At 68.9% G+C, this 21,623-nt stretch carries 13 protein-coding genes; 8 read left to right on the plus strand and 5 right to left on the minus strand.

The features are described from left to right. Positions 1-66: 66 nt before the first annotated feature. Positions 67-1,653 carry a DAK2 domain-containing protein gene (locus ABD156_RS37905; protein WP_344285735.1) on the plus strand — a complete coding sequence of 529 codons (1,587 nt, stop codon included), beginning with the start codon at positions 67-69 and terminating at the stop codon, positions 1,651-1,653. Between the two features lie 2 nt (positions 1,654-1,655). Next, on the plus strand, positions 1,656-3,809 hold the full coding sequence (gene recG / locus ABD156_RS37910) for an ATP-dependent DNA helicase RecG (RefSeq protein WP_344285738.1): 2,154 nt from the start codon (positions 1,656-1,658) through the stop codon (positions 3,807-3,809). A gap of 107 nt (positions 3,810-3,916) precedes the next feature. On the opposite strand, the gene ABD156_RS37915 is transcribed toward recG, so the two are convergent. Beyond that, complete coding sequence (locus ABD156_RS37915; protein WP_344285740.1) at positions 3,917-9,289, minus strand: RHS repeat-associated core domain-containing protein; 5,373 nt, start codon at positions 9,287-9,289, stop codon at positions 3,917-3,919. 299 nt (positions 9,290-9,588) lie between these two features. Between ABD156_RS37915 and ABD156_RS37920 the strand changes: the two genes are divergently transcribed. Beyond that, positions 9,589-10,116, plus strand: coding sequence for a GNAT family N-acetyltransferase (locus ABD156_RS37920; protein WP_344285743.1), 528 nt, complete (start codon positions 9,589-9,591; stop codon positions 10,114-10,116). A 211-nt stretch (positions 10,117-10,327) separates the two neighbouring features. Here ABD156_RS37920 and ABD156_RS37925 read toward each other — a convergent pair whose 3' ends face one another. After that, complete coding sequence (locus ABD156_RS37925; protein ID WP_344285745.1) at positions 10,328-10,666, minus strand: hypothetical protein; 339 nt, start codon at positions 10,664-10,666, stop codon at positions 10,328-10,330. A gap of 44 nt (positions 10,667-10,710) precedes the next feature. Further along, positions 10,711-11,343 (minus strand): TetR/AcrR family transcriptional regulator, encoded by a 633-nt coding sequence (locus ABD156_RS37930; RefSeq protein WP_344285748.1) that lies wholly within the window; start codon positions 11,341-11,343, stop codon positions 10,711-10,713. 31 nt (positions 11,344-11,374) lie between these two features. On the opposite strand from ABD156_RS37930, the gene ABD156_RS37935 reads away from it, so the two are divergent. The 4 genes from ABD156_RS37935 to ABD156_RS37950 all read left to right on the plus strand — a co-directional run bounded on the left by ABD156_RS37935 (position 11,375) and on the right by ABD156_RS37950 (position 18,564). Then, the gene (locus ABD156_RS37935) at positions 11,375-12,592 is read left to right on the plus strand and encodes an erythromycin esterase family protein (RefSeq protein ID WP_344285751.1); all 1,218 of its coding nucleotides are present in this window, start codon (positions 11,375-11,377) and stop codon (positions 12,590-12,592) included. A 602-nt stretch (positions 12,593-13,194) separates the two neighbouring features. Further along, positions 13,195-14,127 (plus strand): S8 family peptidase, encoded by a 933-nt coding sequence (locus tag ABD156_RS37940; RefSeq protein ID WP_344285754.1) that lies wholly within the window; start codon positions 13,195-13,197, stop codon positions 14,125-14,127. Between the two features lie 142 nt (positions 14,128-14,269). Next, complete coding sequence (locus ABD156_RS37945) at positions 14,270-17,647, plus strand: pyruvate carboxylase (protein WP_344285757.1); 3,378 nt, start codon at positions 14,270-14,272, stop codon at positions 17,645-17,647. 119 nt (positions 17,648-17,766) lie between these two features. After that, positions 17,767-18,564, plus strand: coding sequence for an arginase family protein (locus ABD156_RS37950; protein ID WP_344285760.1), 798 nt, complete (start codon positions 17,767-17,769; stop codon positions 18,562-18,564). Positions 18,565-18,708: 144 nt separating this feature from the next. Here ABD156_RS37950 and ABD156_RS37955 read toward each other — a convergent pair whose 3' ends face one another. Together ABD156_RS37955 and ABD156_RS37960 are read right to left on the minus strand one after the other, a co-directional pair. After that, positions 18,709-19,095, minus strand: coding sequence for a GntR family transcriptional regulator (locus ABD156_RS37955; RefSeq protein WP_344285763.1), 387 nt, complete (start codon positions 19,093-19,095; stop codon positions 18,709-18,711). Continuing rightward, complete coding sequence (locus ABD156_RS37960; RefSeq protein ID WP_344285766.1) at positions 19,096-19,824, minus strand: hypothetical protein; 729 nt, start codon at positions 19,822-19,824, stop codon at positions 19,096-19,098. Between the two features lie 350 nt (positions 19,825-20,174). Between ABD156_RS37960 and ABD156_RS37965 the strand changes: the two genes are divergently transcribed. Then, positions 20,175-21,473, plus strand: coding sequence for a PucR family transcriptional regulator (locus tag ABD156_RS37965; RefSeq protein WP_344285769.1), 1,299 nt, complete (start codon positions 20,175-20,177; stop codon positions 21,471-21,473). The last annotated feature ends 150 nt before the right edge of the window (positions 21,474-21,623 follow it).

A 21,623-nucleotide genomic window follows, 5' to 3' on the forward strand; every position in this document is an offset into this window, starting at 1 on the left:
CGAGTGGTCTCGGGGGCCTTGCCGCGGGGTCGTTACCCTCGCGGGGACCGGCTAGGAGGTTACGGGGTGCGGGTGCTGGACGCGGCGGCGGTGTCGGGCTGGGCGGCGGCCTCTGTGCGCAGCTTGGACAGGCTGCGCACGGCCATCGACGGCATCAACGTCTACCCGGTCGCGGACTCCGACACCGGCTCCAACCTGCTGTACACGATGACCGGCGCGCACGAGGCGCTCACCAGCGCGGAACCGGCCGACGCCGCTGAAGCGCTGGCTGTCCTGGCGCGCGGGGCGGTCGCACACGCGCGAGGCAATTCGGGCGTGATCCTGTCCCAGGTCGTGCGCGGGATGGCCGAGTGGGCGGCGAACGGCGAGGACCTCGACGGCGCCGGTCTCGCCGCCGCGCTCGGGCACGCGGACCAAGCCGCCACGGGCGCGGTCAGCAGGCCGGTCGCCGGGACGATGCTGACTGTCCTGCACGCCGTGGCCGCCGCCGTCCGAGGGACGACGCGGACGTTGCCCGAGGTCGCGCGTGAGGTCGTCACCGTGGCTGCGGCGGCGTTGGAGGAGACGCCCAAGCAGCTGCCCGCGCTGGCCAAGGCCGGGGTCGTCGACGCCGGGGGCCGCGGACTGGTCGCGGTGCTCGACGCGCTGGCGGGCGTGATCACCGGCGAAACCGAGGAACCCGGGCACGACCTGCGGGCCGTCGCTTCGCTGCCGGAGCAGGTGCCGTACGCGTGGGAGGTCATGTACTTGCTGGACGAGGTCGACGAGGCCCGGCTGCCGGCGTTGCGGAAGGAACTGAGCGGGTTCGGCGACAGCGTCACCGTGGCCGGCGACGGCTCGGGCAGCCACGCGGTGCACGTCCATTGCGCGGACATCGGCGCGGCCATCGAAGCCGGTCTGCAGCTGGGCAGGCCGCGAAAGATCAGGGTCGAGCCGCTGCTCACCCCGACGCCGATCGAACCGGGTGGCGGAATCGACCGGTCGGTGGTCGCGGTGGTGCGCGGCGGCGGGCTCGCCGAGCTGCTGCGGGCCGAGGGCGTCGCGGTGCTGGCGGTGCCGGAGGGCGAGCTTCCCAGCGTCGAGGACATGATCGGGCTGTTCAACGAGGCGGCCGGGCAGCATCTGAGCGTGCTGCCGGGCGGGCCGGACCTCACCGCGGCCGCCGACACCGCCGCCGGGCATCCGATGGCGGGCGAACGCGACGTCGTGGTGATCCCCTGCTCGTCGCCGGTGCAGGTGCTGGCCGCGCTCGCGGTGCACGACGGCGACCGGCGGGTCAACGACGACGTCGTCGCGATGGCCGAGGCCGCGGGCGCGACCAGGCGTGGCGAGCTGCGGATCGCCCGCGAAGAGTCGCTAACCTGGGTGGGCCGGGCCCAGTCCGGCGACGTGATCGGTCTGGTCGACGACGAGGTGGTGCTGATCGAACCCGCCCCGGCGTCGGCGACGAATCTCGTCGCGGCCGCGGTCAGCGTGCTCAACCGGATGCTGGCGCTCGGCGGCGAGCTGGTCACCGTCCTGAGCGGGGCGGACGCTCCGCCGAGGGTGGCCGCGGAGCTCGCCGAGCAACTGAGGCTGGAGCACCCCGAGGTGGAGTTGACGAGTTACGCCGGCGGTCAAAGCGACGCCGTGCTGCTGATGGGGGTCGAATAATCATGGCCGGTCTTCGCGACAAACTCCCGCTGCTGCTGGGCGCGAAAACGGCGAAAGCGCTCTCGAGCTCGCTCGACATCGAGACGGTTTCCGATCTGCTGCGCCACTATCCGCGCCGCTACGCCGAACGCGGCGAGCTGACCGACATCGCCGGGCTGGAGCTCGGCGAGCACGCGACCGTGCTGGCGCGGATCGAGAAGATCAGCAAGCGCCGGATGAAATCCCGCAACGGCACCATCCTCGACATGGTGATCACCGACGGCAAGCGGCGGCTCGCGTGCGCGTTCTTCAACCAGGCGTGGCGCGAGAAGGATCTGGCACCGGGCAAGACCGGGCTGTTCGCGGGCAAGGTCACCGCGTTCCGGGACACGCTGCAGCTGGCCAACCCGGAGTACGAGCTGCTCGACGCCGAACGCGAGGCCGAGGCGGTCGACAACTTCCTCGCCGAGATCATCCCCGTTTACCCGGCGGCGCAAGGCATGCCGACCTGGTCGATCGCCAAATGCGTCCGGCAGGTGCTGGACGTGCTGGAGGTCGGCGAGGACCCGATGCCCGACGAACTGCTCAAGCGGCACGGGCTGCCCGGCCTGGAGCGGGCGTTGCGCGGCATCCACCGGCCGGAGGACTGGGCGCACCTGGAGTCGTCGCGGCACCGGCTCAAGTGGGACGAAGCGATGGCCGTACAGCTGATTTTCGCGCAGCGACGGCATTCCGCGGTGTCGCGTCCGGCGAAGGCGAGCCCGCATGTCGACGGCGGCCTCCTCGACGCGTTCGACAAGCGGCTGCCCTTCGATCTCACCGCGGGCCAGCGCGCGATCGGCGACGAGATCGCCGCCGACATGTCGTCCGAGCACCCGATGAACCGGCTGCTGCAAGGTGAAGTCGGTTCCGGCAAGACCGTGGTCGCGCTGCGGGCGATGCTGCAGGCCGTCGATTCCGGGCGGCAGGCGGCGATGCTCGCGCCGACCGAGGTTTTGGCCGCGCAGCACGCGCGTTCGCTGCGCGAAATGCTCGGCGACATCGGGATGGCGGGTGAGCTTGGCGCGGCCGAGAACGCCACCCGGATCACGCTGCTCACCGGGTCGATGGGCGCGAAGGAACGCAAGAAAGCGTTGCTGGAGACGGTAAGCGGCGAGGCGGGCATCGTTGTCGGCACGCACGCGCTGATCCAGGACACCGTGCAGTTCGCCGATCTCGGGCTCGTGGTCGTGGACGAGCAGCACCGGTTCGGCGTGGAGCAACGGGATGCTTTGCGGTCCCGCGGCGCCGATTCGACGAGCCCGCACGTGCTGGTCATGACGGCGACGCCGATCCCGCGCACGGTCGCCATGACGGTCTACGGCGACCTGGAAATCTCGGCGCTGCGCGAAATGCCGGTCGGCCGGTCGCCGATCAAGACGACGGTCGTGCCGGTCGCGGAGAAGCCCGCCTGGTTCGACCGGGTGTGGCAGCGGGTCAGCGAGGAAGTCGGCAAGGGGCATCAGGCGTACGTCGTGTGCCCGCGGATCGGCGACGAACCGCCGTCGGACAAGAGCGACAAGCGGCCGCCACTCGCGGTGCTGGACGTCGCGCCGGATCTCGCCAACGGCGCGTTGAAGGGCTTGAAGATCGCCGCGCTGCACGGCCGGATGCCGACTGACGAGAAGGACGCCGTCATGCAGGCGTTCGGCGCGGGGAAGGTCGAGGTGCTGGTCGCGACGACCGTGGTCGAGGTCGGCGTGAACGTCCCCAACGCGACGGCGATGGTCATCCTCGACGCCGACCGGTTCGGCGTGAGCCAGCTGCACCAGCTGCGTGGCCGCGTCGGGCGAGGGAGCGTGCCCGGATTGTGCTTGCTGGTAACGGAAACCCTGGACGGGACTTCCACTCGTGAGCGACTGGCCGCCGTCGAGTCCACAACGGACGGTTTCGAACTGTCCCGGTTGGACTTGGAGCTGCGCCGCGAAGGCGACATTCTCGGTGCGGCGCAGTCGGGCAAGCGGTCTGGGCTGAAGTTGTTGTCGCTGCTGCGCGACGAGGACGTGATCACCGAGGCGCGGGAGCAGGCTCAGGAGATCGTGACGGCCGATCCGGAGCTGGCTTCGCTGCCGGGGTTGGCGCAGATGGTGGCCGACGTGGTCGACCTGGAGCGGGCGGAGTACCTGGAGAAGAGCTGACGCGCTGTCGTCTGCTTCGGACGGCGCGTGCTGACGGGGAAGGGGCCGGGACTTCTTGTCCCGGCCCCTTCGCCGTGCTGGCGGTTGTGTCTGGTCAGGCTGGTCGCTCAGGCGTCGTAGAGGTCGTCGTCCGAGTCGTAGCCGTGCCGGTTTCCGCCGGAGTGGCCGCCGCTGTAACCGCCGCCGGTGTAGCTGCCGCCGCCGCCGTAACTGCCACTGGAATGGCCGCCACTGCTGGGTCCGTAGACGTATTGGGTGCCGTTTCTCCCGCTGCTGCCATAGACGCCGCTGGATCCGCCGGAGTGGCTGCTGCCGCCGTAAGTGCCGTAGCTCCCGCCGGAATGGCCACCGCTGGGGTAACCGCCGCCTCCGGAATGGCCGTAGCCGCCGCTGCTGGAATGGCCGCCGGTGCTGGGTCCGTAGACGTATTGGGTGCCGTTTCTCCCGCTGCTGCCATAGGCGCCGCTGGATCCGCCGGAATGACTGCTGCCGCCATAACCGCCGGAATGGCTGCCGCCGCCGGAATAATGGCTGCTGCTGCCGCCGTACCCGCCGCTGCTGTAATGGCCGCTGCTGCCGTAGGCGCCACCGCTGGTGTAGTGGCCTCCGCTTGAATAACCCGGCGGATGAACAGTTTGGACATAAGGCGCCGAACTCGACGATGGCCCGGCATGCCCGCTGGAGTAGCTCGTGTGCCCGCTGCCGCCGGAATAACCTCCGCCGCCGTAACCGCCGCTCCCGCTGCTCGGCTGGACCTTCTTGACCTCCGGCCGGTATTCCGCGACCGGGTTGCCGCGGTAGTTGGGGGCCTTCGGGTCCCACCATTGCCGGTTGGCGCCGTTGCTCGGGGTCGCGTCCCGGTACTTTTGCTCCTTGCCGCCGCTCTTGTCGGAATCAGCGCGCTTCTCGAGCCAGCCGAAGGAATTGGGGTCTTCGTTGTGCGCCTTGTTCTGCGGGTAGGTGTTCTTGTAGCCCGTTTTGTTCCAGTGCGCGCTGGCCGAGGGGTTGTGCCCCATGACGAGGTTGCTGTGGCCCTTGACGATGCCGGTCGGCTTTCCCTGGTAGTCCCGGGTGTAATAGCGCCGGTTCGAGTCCATGTACCACTTGGTGTCCTCGCCCCGCTTCTTGAACGAGGGCGGCGGCGACACCGCGTTGCGCTGGAAGATCGGCCGCATCTTCCCGCTGCTGTGCGACAGGTTGGTGTACCCGTAGTCCTTCCGCCGGTTCTTCTTCCCGGATTTCTTGTGCTCCACGTAAACCGTCCCGCCCGGCGACTGCTTCCGGGAACGGCCCTGCGGATCCGGAGTGAGGCTCGGCCCGCGGTCGTAGGGATCGGGGCTGGGGCTGCGGCTCGTGCAGTTGCTGCCCGCGAGGCCGAGCGGGTCGACCAGGACGTGCGGGTTGCTGACGTAGGCGTGCGGGTCCGGTCCGCCGGCCAGCCCGATCGGGTCGGGGCTGACGTAGCGGGCGAGCGCCGGGTCGTAGTAGCGGTGCAGGTTGTAGTGCAGGCCGGTTTCCGCGTCGAAGTACTGGCCTTGAAAGCGCAGCGGGATGCCGATTTCCCCGGCCGCGTCGACCACCAGGCCGAACAGGCTGGTGCGGGCGTGCCAGACGATCTCGCCCTGGTCGTCGAGCAGTTCGGTCGGCGTTCCGGACGGTTCGGCGACGATGGCGAAGAACTGCGCGTCGATTTTGTCCTGCGCGTCTTTCGAGACCGGGCGGCGGCGCTGCAGCAGCGGCCGGAAGCTGTCGAGTTCGTAGTCCCACACCGTCGTTTCGGAAGCGCCGTCGACGGAACGGGTTTCCTCGACCAGAGTGTCGCCGTCCCAGACGAAGTCGACGCGTTCGAGCGAAGTGTTCCCGTCCGCGGCGAAGTGCTCCTTGCGGGTCCGGCGGCCGATCGGGTCGTAGGTGTAGCGCCACGAGGTGCCGTCCGGGACCTTGACCGCGACCAGCCGCTCCAGCGGACCCCAGGCGTACTCCCAGGTCCGCCCGTCCTCGTGCTGGCGGGTGAGCATCCGGCCGGCGTCGTCGTAGGTGTAGCGGACGCCGCCCGCCTCGGTGATCACCGAAGCCGGGCCCGCGCGCCTGCCGAGCCGGTCCTCCTCTTCCGGCGCGGGCCAGGCGGCGTCGACGAGCCGCCCGGTCGCGTCGTAGGCGTACTGCTCGCTCCAGCCCTCCGCGCGGACCGACGTGACCCGGCCGCGGACGTCGAGGGCGAACCAGCGCGAGCCGGACGTCTGGTCGTCGATCCGGGCGGGCAGCCCGTCGGGGCGGTAGTGGTAGCGCCGGTCGCGGCCCAGTTCGCCGGACGCGCCCTGCACGGCCTGGCCGGAAAGCTGCCCGGCCGGGTCCCAGGAGCGCAGGATCGCCGCGCCCTTGCCGAACGTGCGGCGGACCTCGCGGCCTGCCGGGTCGTACTCGAAGCGCGTGGTCCGGCCCGAGGTGTGCATCGCGGCGAGTTCGCCTGCTTCGCTGTACTCCCAAACGCTTTCCGCCCCGGACGGAGTCCGCCGCCGGACCAGGTTGCCCGCGCTGTCGTATTCGGAACGGAGAGTGCGCCCGTTGACTGTCTCGGCGATCACGCGACCGGCCGCGTCCCGCGTGTACTCGACGCGGGTGGTGCCGTCGTCGACGGCGGCGAGCTGGCCGAGGACGTCGTGCTCGAACCGGGTGCGCACGGTCCCGGACGGCCCTTCGACGACCTCCTCCACGAGGTTGCCGCGCAGGTCGCGGCTCATGGTCACGACGTCGCCGGACTGGCTGCGGATCTCGGTGAGCTCGCCGGCCGCGTTGTAGCGGTAGGTCGAGGACGCGCCGCCGAAATCGGTCTCGCGGACGAGGTTTCCGGCCGGGTCGTACTCGTAGCGCCAGACCTGGCCGTGTTCGTTGGTGACGCCGGTCAGCCGCAGTTCGGTGTCGTAGGAGTATTCGAGCCGGGTGCCGTCGGGCCGGATCTCGGCGGAGATCAGGTCGAAGTGGGTCACTTCCTGCTGGGTGATCGCGGACGAGGCGTCGGCGTGCAGGCGGTTGTTGCCCTCGCCGTCGTAATGCCATTCGTCGGTCGACCCGTCCGCGCGGCGGTGCCAGGCGAGCGAACCGTTGACGGTGTAGCCGAATTCCTCGACCGCGCCGGTCGGGTCGACGGTGGAGGAGAGCCTGCCGAAACAGTCGTAGCGGTACGCGGTCGTCGCGCCGTGCGGGTCGGTCACCGTGATCGGGTTGCCCGCGTCGTCGGACACCACGGTCAGCTTCACGCCCGCCGGATCGGTGACCGACGCGAGGTGGCCCCACTCGTCGTAGGTGTAGACGGTGGCGCCGCCGCCGGGTTCGACGAACCGGGTCACGTTGCCGCGTTCGTCGTATTCCCAACGGGTTTCGACGCCCGGAGCCTCGACCAGATGCACTGGTTGGCCGAATTCGTTGCGTTCGACGGACCATTCTGTGCCGTCGGGCCGGTGCATGCCGATCAGGTTGTTCAGCTCGTCGTAGCGGTAGCGCTGGGTCCGGCCGAGTTCGTCGGTCTCGCTGAGCAGCCGGTCGTTGGCGTCCCATTCGTAGCTGCGCGAGGCGCCGAGCGCGTTGACCTCGCGCAGCAGCTGGCCGGATTCGTTGAGGTGGAAGGCGGTGCGGTGGCCGAGCGAATCGACGACGTGGGTGACCAGGTTGACCAGGTCGTACTCCATCGTGACGGTGAGACAGTCGCCGGAGCCCTCGGTGCGCACCACCCGGCCGGTTTCGTCGTAGTGGAAGCGGTACCACTCGCCGTTGCGGTCGGACCACGTCTCGATCCGGCCTGACCGGTCGTAGCCGTACCGGAACGGGAGCCCGGATTCGTTGGTGACCTCGGTGAGATTGCCGTCGACGTAGCCGTAGCGGACCAGTTGCACCTCGGTGCCGTCGCCGGTGACCGTCGAGAGCCCGGTGACGAGCCCGTCCTCGGTGGCGATGTTGATCCGGTAGCCGCCGCTGTGCCGGATCGCGACCGGCGTGCCGCGCGGGTCGCGCTCGAAGTAGATGTGCTCGTCGTTGCGGTCGGCGATCGAGCGGATCGGCCGGATCTGCTGGCTGCCGCGCTCGAAGGTGAGGATCCGCTGCCGCTCCCGGTCTTCGAGGACGAACCCGCCGCCGGGCTCCTGGGCGAGAAACCGCGCCGGCCCGTGCTCGGCGGCCACCCACTCGTCGCCGTGCGGACGCGGGAAGACCTGGACGATCCCGTCGGAACCGGCGAACCACACCTGGTCGTCGTACACCTCGACGCGTTCGTCCAAAGTGGACACCCAGGCCCCGCCGAGCCAGCCGCCCGCGCGGAACGCGGAGAAGTGCGCGCGCTCGAAGACCATCGGCAGCGCGCTGCGGAACACCGCGTCGGTCTCGGTCATCACCATCTGCCCGCTCGCGACGTCGATCGGGTCGCCGGTGGTGCAGATGTTTTCGACAGTGCGCGAGTTCTCGCCCTGTTTGTCCAGCGACCTGGTGTTGCCCTGTCCGCCGCGGGCCCCGGACGCCGACGTGTGGCCGTCCAGTCCGCCCCTGACCCCGTTCGGCCCGTCGGGTCCCGGCTCAGGCTTGTCCGTCTGGTGCTGGCCGCCGCCGTGCTCGCCGGACGGGTGAGTGTTCCCGCTGTGGTCGCCGGACGTCGTGGTGCTCTCGTCTTTGGTGCTGGACTTGGGTTTCTCGGACTTGACGTTGATGTCCTTGGGCGTGTGCGTCGGCGCGCCTTTGCCGCTCTTGAGCCCCTTCAACGCCTTGCCCGCGTCGCCGAACAGCGTCCCGGCCTTCTTCAGCAGCGGGATCAGCGCCTTGAGCGCCTTGACCAGCTTCGTCGTCACCTGCGTGATCTTCGAAGCGGTCTTCGCCACCGCCGACACGACCTGCGGCACCACCCAGGCCATCCCGATCCCGAGCGTGAACAGCACCTGCAACGCCCACGAGATCAGGTGCCCGACCAGGTCCGCGATCGTGTCGCGCACCAACGAGCGGACCGCCGCCACGATCTCACCCGCGGTCTTGACCCCGCTCGCCGCGCCCTCGCTGCCCTTCTGCGCACTGCCGATCAGCGCGGAGGTGTCCTCGGCCTTTTTGCGGTACGTGTCGGCCGCTTCGCCTTGCCAGTCTTGGAGATCCTTCTTGACCAGCTCGGTCAGCTCGGCCGAAACGCTCTCGAGTTCTTTGGCGACATTGGTCCAGGTCTCCGCCTGCGAATGGATCTCGTCCGCCTTGCCGGTGAGCGCGTCGAGGGCCTCCTTGAGCGGCCCGACATGCTCCATCAGCCACCCGACCCCCGCGGCGAAAATCGCGCCGAACGGATCCATCACCGCGGTGAGCACATCGAGCGCGGTCCCCACCGCTCCGATCGCGACAGCCGCCCAGTTCTTGCTCTCGATCGCGGTCTTGAGGCCGGTCGCGTCCTCCAGCAGAGGAATCCCGGACATCGCGGTCGTGGAGTCCTTCACCGGCGCGATCAACGGGTTGGTCATCGGTTGTCCCATTTCCTGGTACGCACGGGCATGACGAACGAGCGGAGCCTGATCCGCCAATCCGCCGAGGCTATCGGCTGGGCGCCCCCGGTGCTGGCGGGCCGCGGCGGTGATGCCTGAAGTCCCGGAACCCTTGCCCGAACACACTCGCCTGCTCCGGGTCGCCTTTCGGCACTTTTGCCCGTCTCCGCGCCGTCGACTGTCCTTTGTGGCCACTTCGGTAAACCGCATGCGCCCCCGCGGGCTGGTGTGCTGAACTGCCAGCGGTTTGATTTCGTCGCCGAGCCGCTGGAGGAATGGTGCCCGAACTCGTGATCCGCCCCGCGACCCCGGAAGACGCGTCCGGCATAGCGGCGGTCCACGTAGGCTCCTGGCAAGCGGCCTACGCGGGCTTGCTGCCGGACGAGTTCCTGTCCGGCCTGTCGATCGAGCCGCGGGAACAGTTCTGGGCTTCGAACCTGGCGGACACCTCCCGCCGGCACACCGTCCTGACGGCCAGCACCGCCGAGTCGATCACCGGTTTCGCGGTCTTCGGCCCCAGCCGCGACGACGACGCCACTCCGCAGACCGGCGAGCTGTCGTCGATCTACCTCCTGCCGTCAGAGTGGGGCCGGGGGCTGGGACGAGCGCTGCACGAGGAGTGCGTACGGGGCCTGTCGACCCAATTCGAGACGGCGACGCTGTGGGTGCTGTCGACGAACACCCGGGCGCGGACGTTCTATGAACGAGCCGGGTGGGTCATGGACGGAAAGACCAAGGTAGAGACGATGTCCGACGGCGCGGTGACCTTGGAGGAGGTCCGGTACCGGTTGCCGTTGGAGGGTTAGGCTTCGTGGCTTCCGTTCGTCCCTGCTTTCTCTCGTTCGCTACTGCTCGCCCTAGCCCGCCCCGATAGCTTCTCTCCGTCACCAAATTGCTGCCACGTCAGCGCCGTCCACCGCCGATCGCTCGCATCGGCCACTGGCAGACGGCCCGGGACCGGTTCCCGCCGCTGCCGTCATTGCGCTCTTAGACCCGCAGTTTGCCGCTGAGCGGCGACTACCTGCTCAACCTAGCCCCGTCCGGGCATTCGCCGTTTTGCGGCGAGGGCCAAGCTGACTCGTCCTCCAGTTCTGCACTGCTGTCGCCGTTTGATGGCGAACACCAGGCCAGCTCGTCTGCGGTTTTGTTCCATTGCCACCGTCTTGGCGGCGAGGTCCCGGCCAGCTCATCTGCCAGCCTCGCTTCGTCGCCGTCGCCGTCGCCGTCGCCGTCGCCGTCGCCGTCGCCGTCGCCGTCGCCGTCGCCGTCGCCGTTGCCGTTGCCGTCGCCGTTGCCGTCGCCGTCGCCGTGGCGCGGCGAGGGCCAAGCCAGCTCACTTGACCACCCCCGCTCCACCCATCGCCATTTTCCGGCAACAAGCCCCTCGCCCCAGCCGTGAATCAACCCCCGTCGCCACTCCCCGGCAACCGCCTGCCCAACACCCCCGCCCGAGCCGCCGCAGCCCCCGCCTCCGCCGCGACCCCAGCCGTCTCCTCCGACACCGGCTCCCGCGACACGAACAACCGGTAGAACACCGGCCCGCACACCGTCCGCGTCACCTCATCCGGATCGGTGTTAGCCGGCACCTCCCCGCGCGCGACCGCCCGCTCCACGATCACCGCTGCTCGGGCGTGCCGGTCCTGGTAAAACTCGCGCAGCGCTCCAGCCGCCTGTTCGGAGTGGAATGCCGCCAGCACCGCGGCCGTCGGCAGCTCCCGTTGCCCCGGAGCGGTCAACGCGCGCACCACCTCCAACGCCATTTGCCGCAAATCGGCGACAAGCGAACCGGTGTCCGCCGGGCTCCACGGTTCGTCCGCGCCGAACCTCAACGCCGCGGCGACCAGTCCTTCGCGCGATTCCCATCGCCGATAAACCGTCGTCTTGTGCACGCCCGACCGCTCGGCGACCGCCTCGACCGTCAGCTCGGTGAACCCGACCTCCGCCAGCAGATCGAGCGTTGCCCGCAAAACGGCGACGCGCGTGCGTTCGGTACGCCCGCCCGGCCGGCTGGTCCCCGGTAACTCGGTTGCCAATCGCTACCCCTGTTGCATTAGTGTTCTCAGTATGACACCGCTGAGCACCCGTTCGCCGCTGGACGGCGACGTCGCCTCGATCACCGACCTGATCGGCGACGCGCGCATCGTCGCGATCGGCGAGAACAACCACCACATCCGCGAGTTCGGCGAACTCCGCGCCCGGTTGCTCCGCCGGCTCGTCGAGGACCACGGGTTCACGGTGCTCGGCTTCGAATCGGGATTCGCCGAGGGCGATCTGGTGCAGCAGTGGCTGAGCGATGGTCCCGGCGATGTCGCCGATATCGGGCGAGAGGGATTCACCTTCTCCCTCGGCGAGTCGGCCGAAGTGCACGAAATGCTGACCTGGATGCGCAGCCACGGCGGCGTCCGCTTCTCCGGACTCGACCTGCCCAGCTCGGCCGGTTCGCCGCAACCCGCGTTGCGGATTGTCCGCACCTTCGTGGCGGAAGTCGATCCGGAGGTGCTCCCGCTGGTCGACGCCGCGATCACCGCGTCCGAGCCGTACTCGGCGGTCAGCAGCGCGGCCGCGCCTGGCCAGTATGCGGCACTGACCCCTGCCGACCGGGACGCAGCGACGGCTGCATTGACGACTCTCGTAGCGCACCTTCGTTCCCTGTCGCCAGTTTATCGGCAACGGAGCGAGCCGACCCGCTACGCCATCGCCGAACATCACGCGATCGGCGCACTTCGCGTCGACACATACCTGCGCGAACTCAGCGCGATGATGGCGGGAACAGCACCGTCGCTCCAGGGGTCGTCTCGCGACACGTACATGGCCGCCACCGTGAAGCTGCTTCGCCAGCTGCACGGCGAAGGCGAGAAGATCGTGGTGATGGTCCACAACGGACACCTGCAGCGAGTGCCCTTCGCCGCACTGCCGACCATGACGTTCCCTTCCGCCGGCACGCACCTCGCCGCAGAGTTCGGTGACGACTACTTCGCTCTCGGCCTGACCGCAGGCACCGGCACGACCACCGGCCTCGAACCGGACGAGACCGAGCGTCTCGGGTTCCGTGTCTACGAGCAGAAACTTGAGCCACCAGCCGAGGGCAGCGTCGAAGCGGCTTTGGCCGGTTCGGATCCGTGCGTGGTCGATTTGCGGCAAGACCGAGCACAGGGCCTGACCGGACCGTCGAGCCTGCGGCACGCGCACATGTTCACGAAGGTTGACGTCGCGCAAGCCTTCGACGCGCTGGTCTACCTGCCGACGATGTCGGTGAGCGCGCACGTCCCAGCCGCGAAGTAGCCGCCGGTCGGTCAGCGGCTCGCCACCCAGCGGCGAATCTCGCTGGTCGATCGGCGGCTCGCCGCCCAGTGGCGAAACTCGCTGGTCGATCGGCGGCTCGCCACTGAGCGGCGAAACCCGCTGGTCGGTCAGCGGCTCGCCACTGAACGGCGAAACCCGCTGCTCGGTCAGCGACTAGCCATCCAGTGGCGAAATCCGTCGGTCTGCCAACGCTTGGCCGCGCAATGGCGAAGCCTGTCGTTCTGCCAACAGTTGGCCGCCTGGCGGTGAAACCCGTCGGTCTGTCAGCGGTTGGCCATCCAGCGGCCAAACCTGCCAACCGCTCAACGGATGGCCGCGCAATGGCGAACCCTGTCGGTCGCGCACCCGTTAGCCGCCCAGCGGCGAAACCTGCCAGCCGGCCAACGGGTGGCCACGCATCGGCGAACCCTGCCGGTCGGCCACCCTCTAGCCGCCAATCGGCGAAACATCGATAAGCCCTGTCCATCGTCCCCTCACCGGTCGCTTATCAGTGCGTCCGGTCGGGCGGGCACTGGACAGGGACCAGCCCATCGTGTGACGTCGAGTTGCCGCTGGATGGCGGCCGGGATACGACCGCAGGCATGCGGAACCGAGCGGCTCGTGGCCTTTTTTCGGCAACACTGACATTCCTGCTGGTCGCCGGTGTGCAACCGGCGGCGCTGGCGGCGAGCGGGACTCAGGCCAACCCGCCGAGCTGGGCGCTCGACCGGATCGACCAGCGAACCGGCCTCGACCAGAAGTACCGCTACGACTCGGACGGCTCCGGTGTCACCGTCTATGTGATCGACAGCGGCGTCGACGCCAAACACCCGGATCTGCAGGGCCGAGTCATGCCTGGCAAGGATTTCCTCACCACCGGCACGGACACGTCGGACACCAACGGCCACGGCACCCGGGTCGCGGGAATCGTTGCGGGACACAGCTACGGCGTCGCCAAAGGCGCGCAGATCTTCCCGGTCCGCGTGCTCGACAAGGCCGGCGGCGGCGCGACCGACACGATCATCGCCGGCCTGAACTGGGTCGCCCAGAACGCGCACCAGCCGGCGGTCGCGGTGCTGGGCATCGGCGGAGTGCCGAACGAGCAGCTCGACAACGCGGTCAAGGGCGTCGCCGCGGTGATGCCGATCGTGGTTCCGGCGGGGGAGGGCAGCACCGATGCCAGCCAGACCTCGCCTGCCCGAGTGCCCGACGCGCTCACCGTGGGCGCGACTGACGTCCAGGACCAGGTCGCGCCCTTCTCGAACTTCGGCACGTCTCTCGACCTGTACGCACCGGGCGTCGACATCCCCGCGCCGATCGCCGGAACCGCCGATGTCGGGACCCTGTCCGGCACCTCGATGGCAGCCGCGGTGACCGCCGGCGCGGTGGCCCTCTACCGATCGTCGCACCCGGATGCCGCGCCCCATGCGGTCAGCGAAGCAATTGTGCAGGACGCAACGCAGAACGTGGTCAAGAATGCGCCCTCCGGAACTGCGAATCGGCTCCTGTGCACACTGCCTGCGGGAACACCCTGACGGTTGCGGGACGACGGTTCGGCCAGCATCATGCATGCAGGTCGGCGTGCATGATGTCCATCACCTGGACTACGGCTCCCGCACCGCGGGACGAACCGGGTAACGTGCCTTCGATACCGATCCGAAAAGGGAAGGACCGGGCATGTTCCGCAAAGTGCTGGTGGCCAATCGCGGCGAAATCGCGATCCGGGCGTTCCGCGCAGGCTACGAACTGGGCGCGGGCACAGTGGCTGTGTTTCCGCACGAAGACCGCAACTCGCTGCACCGGCTGAAGGCCGACGAGGCTTACGAGATCGGCGAACCGGGCCATCCGGTCCGCGCCTACCTCTCGGTCGAGGAGATCGTCAAGGCCGCCAAGAAGGCGGGCGCGGACGCGGTCTATCCGGGCTATGGCTTCCTGTCGGAGAACCCCGACCTGGCCAGGGCCTGCGAAGAAGCGGGGATCACCTTCGTCGGCCCGAGCGCTGACATCCTCGAACTGACCGGCAACAAGGCGCGCGCGGTCAAGGCGGCGCGCGAGGCCGGCGTGCCGGTGCTCGGTTCGTCGCAGCCGTCCAGCAACGTCGACGAACTGGTCGCGGCGGCCGACGAACTCGGCTTCCCGGTGTTCGTCAAGGCGGTCGCCGGCGGCGGCGGTCGAGGCATGCGCCGCGTCGAGGACCCGGCTTTGCTGCGCGAGTCGATCGAGGCCGCCGCGCGCGAGGCCGAGTCCGCGTTCGGCGACCCGACCGTGTTCCTGGAGAAGGCCGTGGTCGAACCGCGGCACATCGAGGTCCAGATCCTCGCCGACGGCGCGGGCAACGTGATCCACCTCTTCGAGCGCGACTGTTCCGTGCAGCGTCGCCACCAGAAGGTCGTCGAGTTGGCCCCCGCGCCGAACCTCGACCCCGACCTGCGCGACCGCATCTGCGCCGACGCCGTGAAATTCGCCCGGCAGATCGGCTACCGCAACGCGGGCACTGTCGAATTCCTGCTGGACCGCCAGGGCAAGCACGTGTTCATCGAGATGAACCCGCGCATCCAGGTCGAGCACACGGTCACCGAAGAGGTCACCGACGTCGACCTCGTGCAGTCCCAGCTGCGGATCGCCTCCGGGGAAACTCTCGACGACCTCGGCCTGTCACAGGACAAGATCTACCTGCGCGGCGCCGCGCTCCAGTGCCGCATCACGACCGAGGATCCGGCCAACGGTTTCCGCCCGGACATCGGCATGATCAGCGCCTACCGCTCGCCGGGCGGTTCGGGCATCCGGCTCGACGGCGGGACCGCGTTCTCCGGCACCGAGATCAGCGCCCACTTCGATTCGCTGCTGGTGAAGCTCACCTGCCGCGGCCGCGATTTCCGCACCGCGGTCGGCCGGGCCCGCCGCGCGGTCGCCGAATTCCGTATCCGCGGAGTGGCGACGAACATCCCGTTCCTCCAGGCGGTGCTGGACGACCCGGACTTCCGCGAGGGCAACGTCACCACGTCGTTCATCGAGGAACGGCCGCATCTGCTGACCGCGCGCCACTCCGCCGACCGCGGCACGCGCCTGCTCACCTACCTCGCCGACCAGACGGTGAACCGGCCGAACGGCGAGCGTCCGCGCACGCCCGAGGCCGCGGCCAAGCTGCCGAAACTGCCCGCGGACCTCACTCCTCCGGACGGCTCCAAGCAGCGGCTGACCGAACTCGGCCCCGAGGGATTCGCGCGCTGGCTGAGGGAAACGCCGCAGCTCGGCGTCACGGACACCACCTTCCGCGACGCACACCAGTCGCTCCTCGCGACGCGTGTCCGGACGAAGGACCTGCTCGCCGTCGCCCCGGTCGTCGCCGCGACTGTGCCGCAGCTCCTGTCCCTGGAGTGCTGGGGCGGCGCGACGTACGACGTCGCCCTGCGCTTCCTCGCCGAGGATCCGTGGGAACGGCTGGAGCGGCTGCGCAAGGCCGTGCCGAACATCTGTCTGCAGATGCTCCTGCGAGGCCGCAACACCGTGGGCTACACGCCTTACCCGACCGAGGTCACCACGGCTTTCGTTGAAGAGGCCACCGCCACCGGCATCGACATCTTCCGCATTTTCGACGCGCTCAACGACGTCGAGCAGATGCGGCCGGCCATCGAAGCCGTCCGTGCCACCGGCACCGCCGTCGCCGAGGTCGCGCTCTGCTACACCTCCGATCTGTCCGATCCGAACGAAAAGCTCTACACGCTCGACTACTACCTCAAGCTCGCCGAGCAGATCGTCGGAGCCGGGGCGCACATCCTGGCGATCAAGGACATGGCCGGCCTGCTCCGCGCACCGGCCGCGGCTCGGCTGGTGACCGCGCTGCGCAAGGAATTCGACCTTCCGGTGCACATCCACACGCACGACACCGCCGGCGGTCAGCTTGCCACCTACCTGGCCGCCATCCAGGCCGGCGCCGACGCCGTGGACGGTGCCGTGTCCTCGATGGCGGGCACCACTTCGCAGCCGTCGCTCGGGTCGATCGTCGCGGCGACCGACCACTCGGATCGCAGCACCGGCCTCGACCTGCACGCGATCGGTGACCTGGAGCCGTACTGGGAGAGCGTCCGCAAGATTTACGCCCCGTTCGAGGCCGGTCTCGCTTCGCCCACCGGTCGCGTCTACGACCACGAGATTCCCGGCGGCCAGCTCTCCAACCTGCGCACGCAGGCGATCGCGCTGGGTCTCGGCGACCGGTTCGAGGACATCGAGGCCATGTACGCCGCGGCGGACAAGATCCTCGGCCACCTCGTGAAGGTGACGCCTTCGTCCAAAGTGGTCGGCGACCTCGCGCTGCACCTCGTCGGCGCCGGCGTCTCCCCGGCGGACTTCGAGGCGGAGCCGAACAAGTTCGACATCCCCGACTCGGTGATCGGGTTCCTGCGCGGCGAACTGGGCGACCCGCCCGGCGGCTGGCCGGAACCGTTCCGCACCAAGGCGCTCGAAGGCCGTTCGGCGGCCAAACCGGTCGCCGAACTGTCCGAAGAGGACCACAAGGAACTCGCCGACAACCGCCGCGGCGCGTTGAACCGGCTGCTGTTCCCCGGGCCCACCAAGGAATTCCTCTCGCACCGCGACGCGTACGGCGACACCAGCGTGCTCCCGAGCAAGGACTTCTTCTACGGTCTGCGCCCGGGCGAGGAGTACTCGGTCGACCTCGAACCCGGCGTCCGGCTGCTCATCGAGCTGGAAGCCATCGGCGAGGCCGACGAACGCGGCATGCGGACCGTCATGTCGACACTCAACGGACAGCTCCGGCCGATCCAGATCCGGGACCGTTCCATCGCCTCGGACATCCCGGCCACCGAAAAGGCCGAGAAGGGCAACCCGAAGCAGATCGCCGCGCCGTTCGCGGGCGTGGTGACGCTGCAGGTGGCCGAGGGCGACCAGGTGGCGGCGGGAGCGACCGTGGCGACGATCGAGGCCATGAAGATGGAAGCGTCGATCACCGCTTCGGCGGCGGGCAAAGTCGGTCGACTGGCAATCACCTCCGTTCAGCAGGTCGAGGGCGGAGACCTTCTCATCGTGCTCGAATAGCCCGCTCTCGCGCCACTTTTTACCGCACGAGGGGTCCCCTCGCTCCAAAACGGAGCGAGGGGACCCCTCGCACCATTTGTGGCTCGCCTTTTCCGGGGTGTTCGCGCTAGCGTCGATGCATGCTGATCAACGCGGTGCCGCAATGGCAGGGCGCGACCAGTCCCCGGGCAAGGGGGCTGATCGAGGGCTGCCGGGCACTTTCCGAATTGGCCGGGCACGTGCTCGGCAAACCGGTCCACCACGTGCGCCAGGAAGCAGCGACATCCGACGTCGTGACCGGAATAGCCAACCGGGCCGTGCTCACGGGCACGAACCGGCAGCTGCAGCTCGCTGCGCTCGAAGCTCCGGAAGGCCCGGTGCTCACGATCGGCGGCGACTGCGGGGTCGAGCTGGTCCCGGTCGGCGTCGCGCGTTTCCGTTACGGCGCAACGCTTGGCGTCGCGTGGTTCGACGCGCACGCGGACTTGAACACGGCGGAGTCCTCGCCGTCGGGCGCGTACCACGGCATGGTGCTGCGGTCGCTGCTCGGCGAGGGCGACAAGGATTTCGCCGCGAGCCCGGCGCTCGAACGCGGGCGGGCGGTGCTGTTCGGCACCCGTTCGCTCGATTCCGCGGAAGAGGAAGCCATTGCCCGCGGCCTCGCAGTGCGCTCCGACGATGTCGCCGGGGCGCTGAGCGCCGCAGGAGCCGAGCGCGTTTATCTGCATGTGGATTTGGACATTCTCGATCCCGAAGAGTTCCCCGGAGTGAATTATCCGGAGCCCGGAGGGATCACGATTGCCGAATTGGCGGAAGCGATCGACGGACTTTCCGGAATGGAGGTCGTCGGTGCGGGCATCACGGAATGCGTCGGCACGGAAGTCGCCGCGCTGGAACCCGTGCTGGCCGCGGTGGGGAGGGTGCTGATGGAGGGCTGAACCTCCGCATCGAGGCGGTGAGATCCGCGCCTCGTCCGGTGAGTGGACCACGGGAACGCACGGGCAAGAAGGAGGTGCCCGAGACCGTGCGGAAGACGGTTCACAGAACGGCGAAAACCGCGCCGGCCGGACGAATGCCCGGATTCACTGCGACGGTGCGTCCAGGCTCGCCAAAGCCACGCGCACGGCGTTGACGGCTTCGTCCGGCGCGACCCCGAGTTCCCGGCTGTGCCGGGCGTATTCGGCGGCCGCGTTGCGAAGCAGCGTGCCGGGATCCGGTCGTTCGGCCGGGCCGGTCACGACGGTTCCGCGTGCTCGTGCGGTGGTGACCCAACCGGTGGCCTCAAGCTCGCGGTACACGCGGGCGACGGTCCCGGAGGCGAGCCCGAGGTCCCTCGAGAGCTGACGGATCGGCGGCAGGCGGGCGTCCCTGGCCAGGGAGCCGGTCGTGATCGCGCGGACGATTTGGTCGTGCACCTGACGCCAGGGCGGAACTCCGCTTTCGGCGTCGACGACTACTCGCAGCGGCATCTACCGCGCTGCCGTGGTTGTCGCGCGCTGCTTCGGCGGCGGGCCGACGATCGCGAGGAACGCGGCAACGGTGACCACGAACGCGAGCAACGTGGCGAGGTTCCCGATCGTCGTCCAGCCGAGTGTGGCAGCTGTTCCGGTGCCGAGCCCGAGAGCGACACGGGCGCTGCGAACGCGCAGTGCCAGGTCGACTTCCGGGTCGCCGGCGGCCGGACGCCGCACTGCGAGGAGCACGATGATCCACGACACCGCGGCCGCGCCGACGGTCACCGCGAGCGGGCCCCATTGCCGCAAAACGGCGAGATGCACGACGGCGGCGACGGTGGCCAGCCCGGAGACGATGACCGTCCACAACGGAGCGAAATCGAGCACGCCGCGCGGTGCGAGCACGGCTTCCCTGCGGGGTCCCCTCGTGGGTCGCTGCGCGAGTATTTCGGCGGCCAGGCCGCCGAGCAGCACCACGAACACCAGCGAGTTCGCGTTCCGTTCGCCGACGAGATCCGTCGCGCCCGGGATGAGCGGGAGGCCGAGGAACAGCCACGGATACCAGAATCGCCGACGGCGCAGGTAGCGCACGGCCACCGACACCTGGTCGGCGGCCGGGTTCCGCACGCCCCATTTCGCGAGCAGCCGAGCGCCCTGCTTCTCGCCTGGCCACAACGCGACGAGGATGAGCAGGCCGAACAGGCCGGTGATGCCCGCGACGGCGAGCGCCGAGTCGAGTTGCATCGTGGACCCCTCCCTCTTGTATCAAGTACATGCTACAAGAGGGCGCTCCGCTCTGCCGTGTGACGCTCCGTGGTCGTTTTCGTTGCCCGCTGGGTCGCCGCTGAAGGCAGGCACTCTGGTTCGCCCGTTCGTACGCACGGCGTAGCGCGCCTGGCGGTGTGTTGTCGCGATGTGCCGCTCTGACCTCGTGAACTTGTCACGAACGTGACAAGAAATCGGTTTCTTCGGCGGTTCGTGACACATTTGGCGTTGGTTTTTCGATGTGCCGGGTGTCACCCCTCAATGGATGCGGGGGCTTCCGGCGGCGCTGCGGCACCGCCGGGGAACCGGGGCGGAGCGAAGGAGCTGCGATGTCGGTGGAGCGGGGACTCGATCACGCTGTGCCGCCGGCTGCGCTGCCGCGCAAACTCGCCGAGATCCTTCGGCCTGAGCTGGCGAGCCTGTCCGCCGAGATCGTCGACGAAATCCGCGCGACGATTCCCGCCTACGCGCGCCCGCTCGACGGGCCGTACGGGAGATCGATCCGCGCGGGTGTCGAGTATGCGATCACGCTGTTCGTCGCGCAGATCGCTGACCCGCGGGCGTCGAAGGAGCAGTCGCACGAGGTACACCATCGGCTCGGGCAGAACGAGATGCGGGAAGGACGGAGCCTCGACACCCTGCAGTCGGCCTATCGCGTAGGCGCGCGCGTGTCGTGGCGCCGGATCATGCGCGTCGGACGGAGGGCAGGTCTTTCCTCGGCAGTGATGTCGCAGCTGGCTGATGCCATGTTGGCGTTTATGGACGAATTGGCGTCTGTCGCGCTGGATGGCTACTTAGAGGCGAAAGCCCGTACTGCTGGCGCGTTGGACACTTGGCGGCGACGGCTGCTCGGCGTCTTGCTGGAGGTGCCGGCCGCTCCGCCGAAGGCGATTGCGGAACTGGCACAGCTCACCGGCTGGGCCGTGCCGGAACAGGCGTCGCCGATTGCCGTCCATTCGCCACTGAACGGCAGGGCTCGCCGGCACGCGACGTTGGACTCCGACGTCCTGGCGGAACTGGACTCCGCCGAACCGTGCATTGTCGTCCCTGGTGTGGTTAACGGTGCGCGGCTGGCGACTCTCCAGGCCGCACTGCCGAATTGCCGGTTGTCGGTTGGGCCGTGTGTTCCGCTGGCCAGCCTCGCCGATTCTCTGCGCTGGGCACGCCGCACATTGGTTCTCGCCGATAGGGGGCGAATCCCGGGCGAGCGGGTGCTCCGCGCGGAGGAACACCTCGCGGCGCTGCTGGTGCATTCGGATGGTGCGCTGACGGAGCTCCTTCGGGCTCGGCTGTTCGCTCCCTTGACGGACATGACCGACAAGCAGCAGGATCGCTTGCTCGAAACGCTGCGCGCGTGGCTCGACAGTCAGGGGAACGTGGTCGAGATCGCCGAACGTCTGCAAGTCCATCCGCAGACGGTGCGGTACCGCATGCGCCAATTGCAGGCGACATTTGGCGAGTTGTTGCGCGATCCGGCTGCGAGGTTCGAAATGGAGCTGGTCTTGCGCGCGGCCGCGCCCGAGAACCTGCGGGCAGAACTGCTTTGGCCAACACCGCTCAAGAGCGCGAGCGTGGTGCCGGCCAGTCGACGGCCCAGCTCGTACGAGGAGGCGAAAAGCCGCCGCTGACCAGCAGATCCCGGGCTGTTGCCGAAAAATGGCGAAACGTCGGCGAGGGCATTTCGAAGCCGAGTTGACGTGCTTCGGACCGGCCGCGGCTAGGTTGGTGGAATGCGGACTGGCTGCGGCTGAGTTGGCGGCAGCTGGTTATGTCGCTGG

The organism is Amycolatopsis albidoflavus, from assembly GCF_039525725.1.
Taxonomy (GTDB): Bacteria; Actinomycetota; Actinomycetes; order Mycobacteriales; family Pseudonocardiaceae; genus Amycolatopsis; species Amycolatopsis albidoflava.

What these genes read in the sequence shown, in the direction of transcription:
- ABD156_RS37935 (WP_344285751.1), top strand. Translation starts at nt 11,375, where the DNA reads ATGACACCGCTGAGCACCCGTTCGCCGCTGGACGGCGACGTCGCCTCG.
- ABD156_RS37950 (WP_344285760.1), top strand. Translation starts at nt 17,767, where the DNA reads ATGCTGATCAACGCGGTGCCGCAATGGCAGGGCGCGACCAGTCCCCGG.
- ABD156_RS37955 (WP_344285763.1), bottom strand. Translation starts at nt 19,095, where the DNA reads ATGCCGCTGCGAGTAGTCGTCGACGCCGAAAGCGGAGTTCCGCCCTGG.
- ABD156_RS37915 (WP_344285740.1), bottom strand. Translation starts at nt 9,289, where the DNA reads ATGACCAACCCGTTGATCGCGCCGGTGAAGGACTCCACGACCGCGATG.
- recG (WP_344285738.1), top strand. Translation starts at nt 1,656, where the DNA reads ATGGCCGGTCTTCGCGACAAACTCCCGCTGCTGCTGGGCGCGAAAACG.
- ABD156_RS37940 (WP_344285754.1), top strand. Translation starts at nt 13,195, where the DNA reads ATGCGGAACCGAGCGGCTCGTGGCCTTTTTTCGGCAACACTGACATTC.
- ABD156_RS37945 (WP_344285757.1), top strand. Translation starts at nt 14,270, where the DNA reads ATGTTCCGCAAAGTGCTGGTGGCCAATCGCGGCGAAATCGCGATCCGG.
- ABD156_RS37960 (WP_344285766.1), bottom strand. Translation starts at nt 19,824, where the DNA reads ATGCAACTCGACTCGGCGCTCGCCGTCGCGGGCATCACCGGCCTGTTC.
- ABD156_RS37965 (WP_344285769.1), top strand. Translation starts at nt 20,175, where the DNA reads ATGTCGGTGGAGCGGGGACTCGATCACGCTGTGCCGCCGGCTGCGCTG.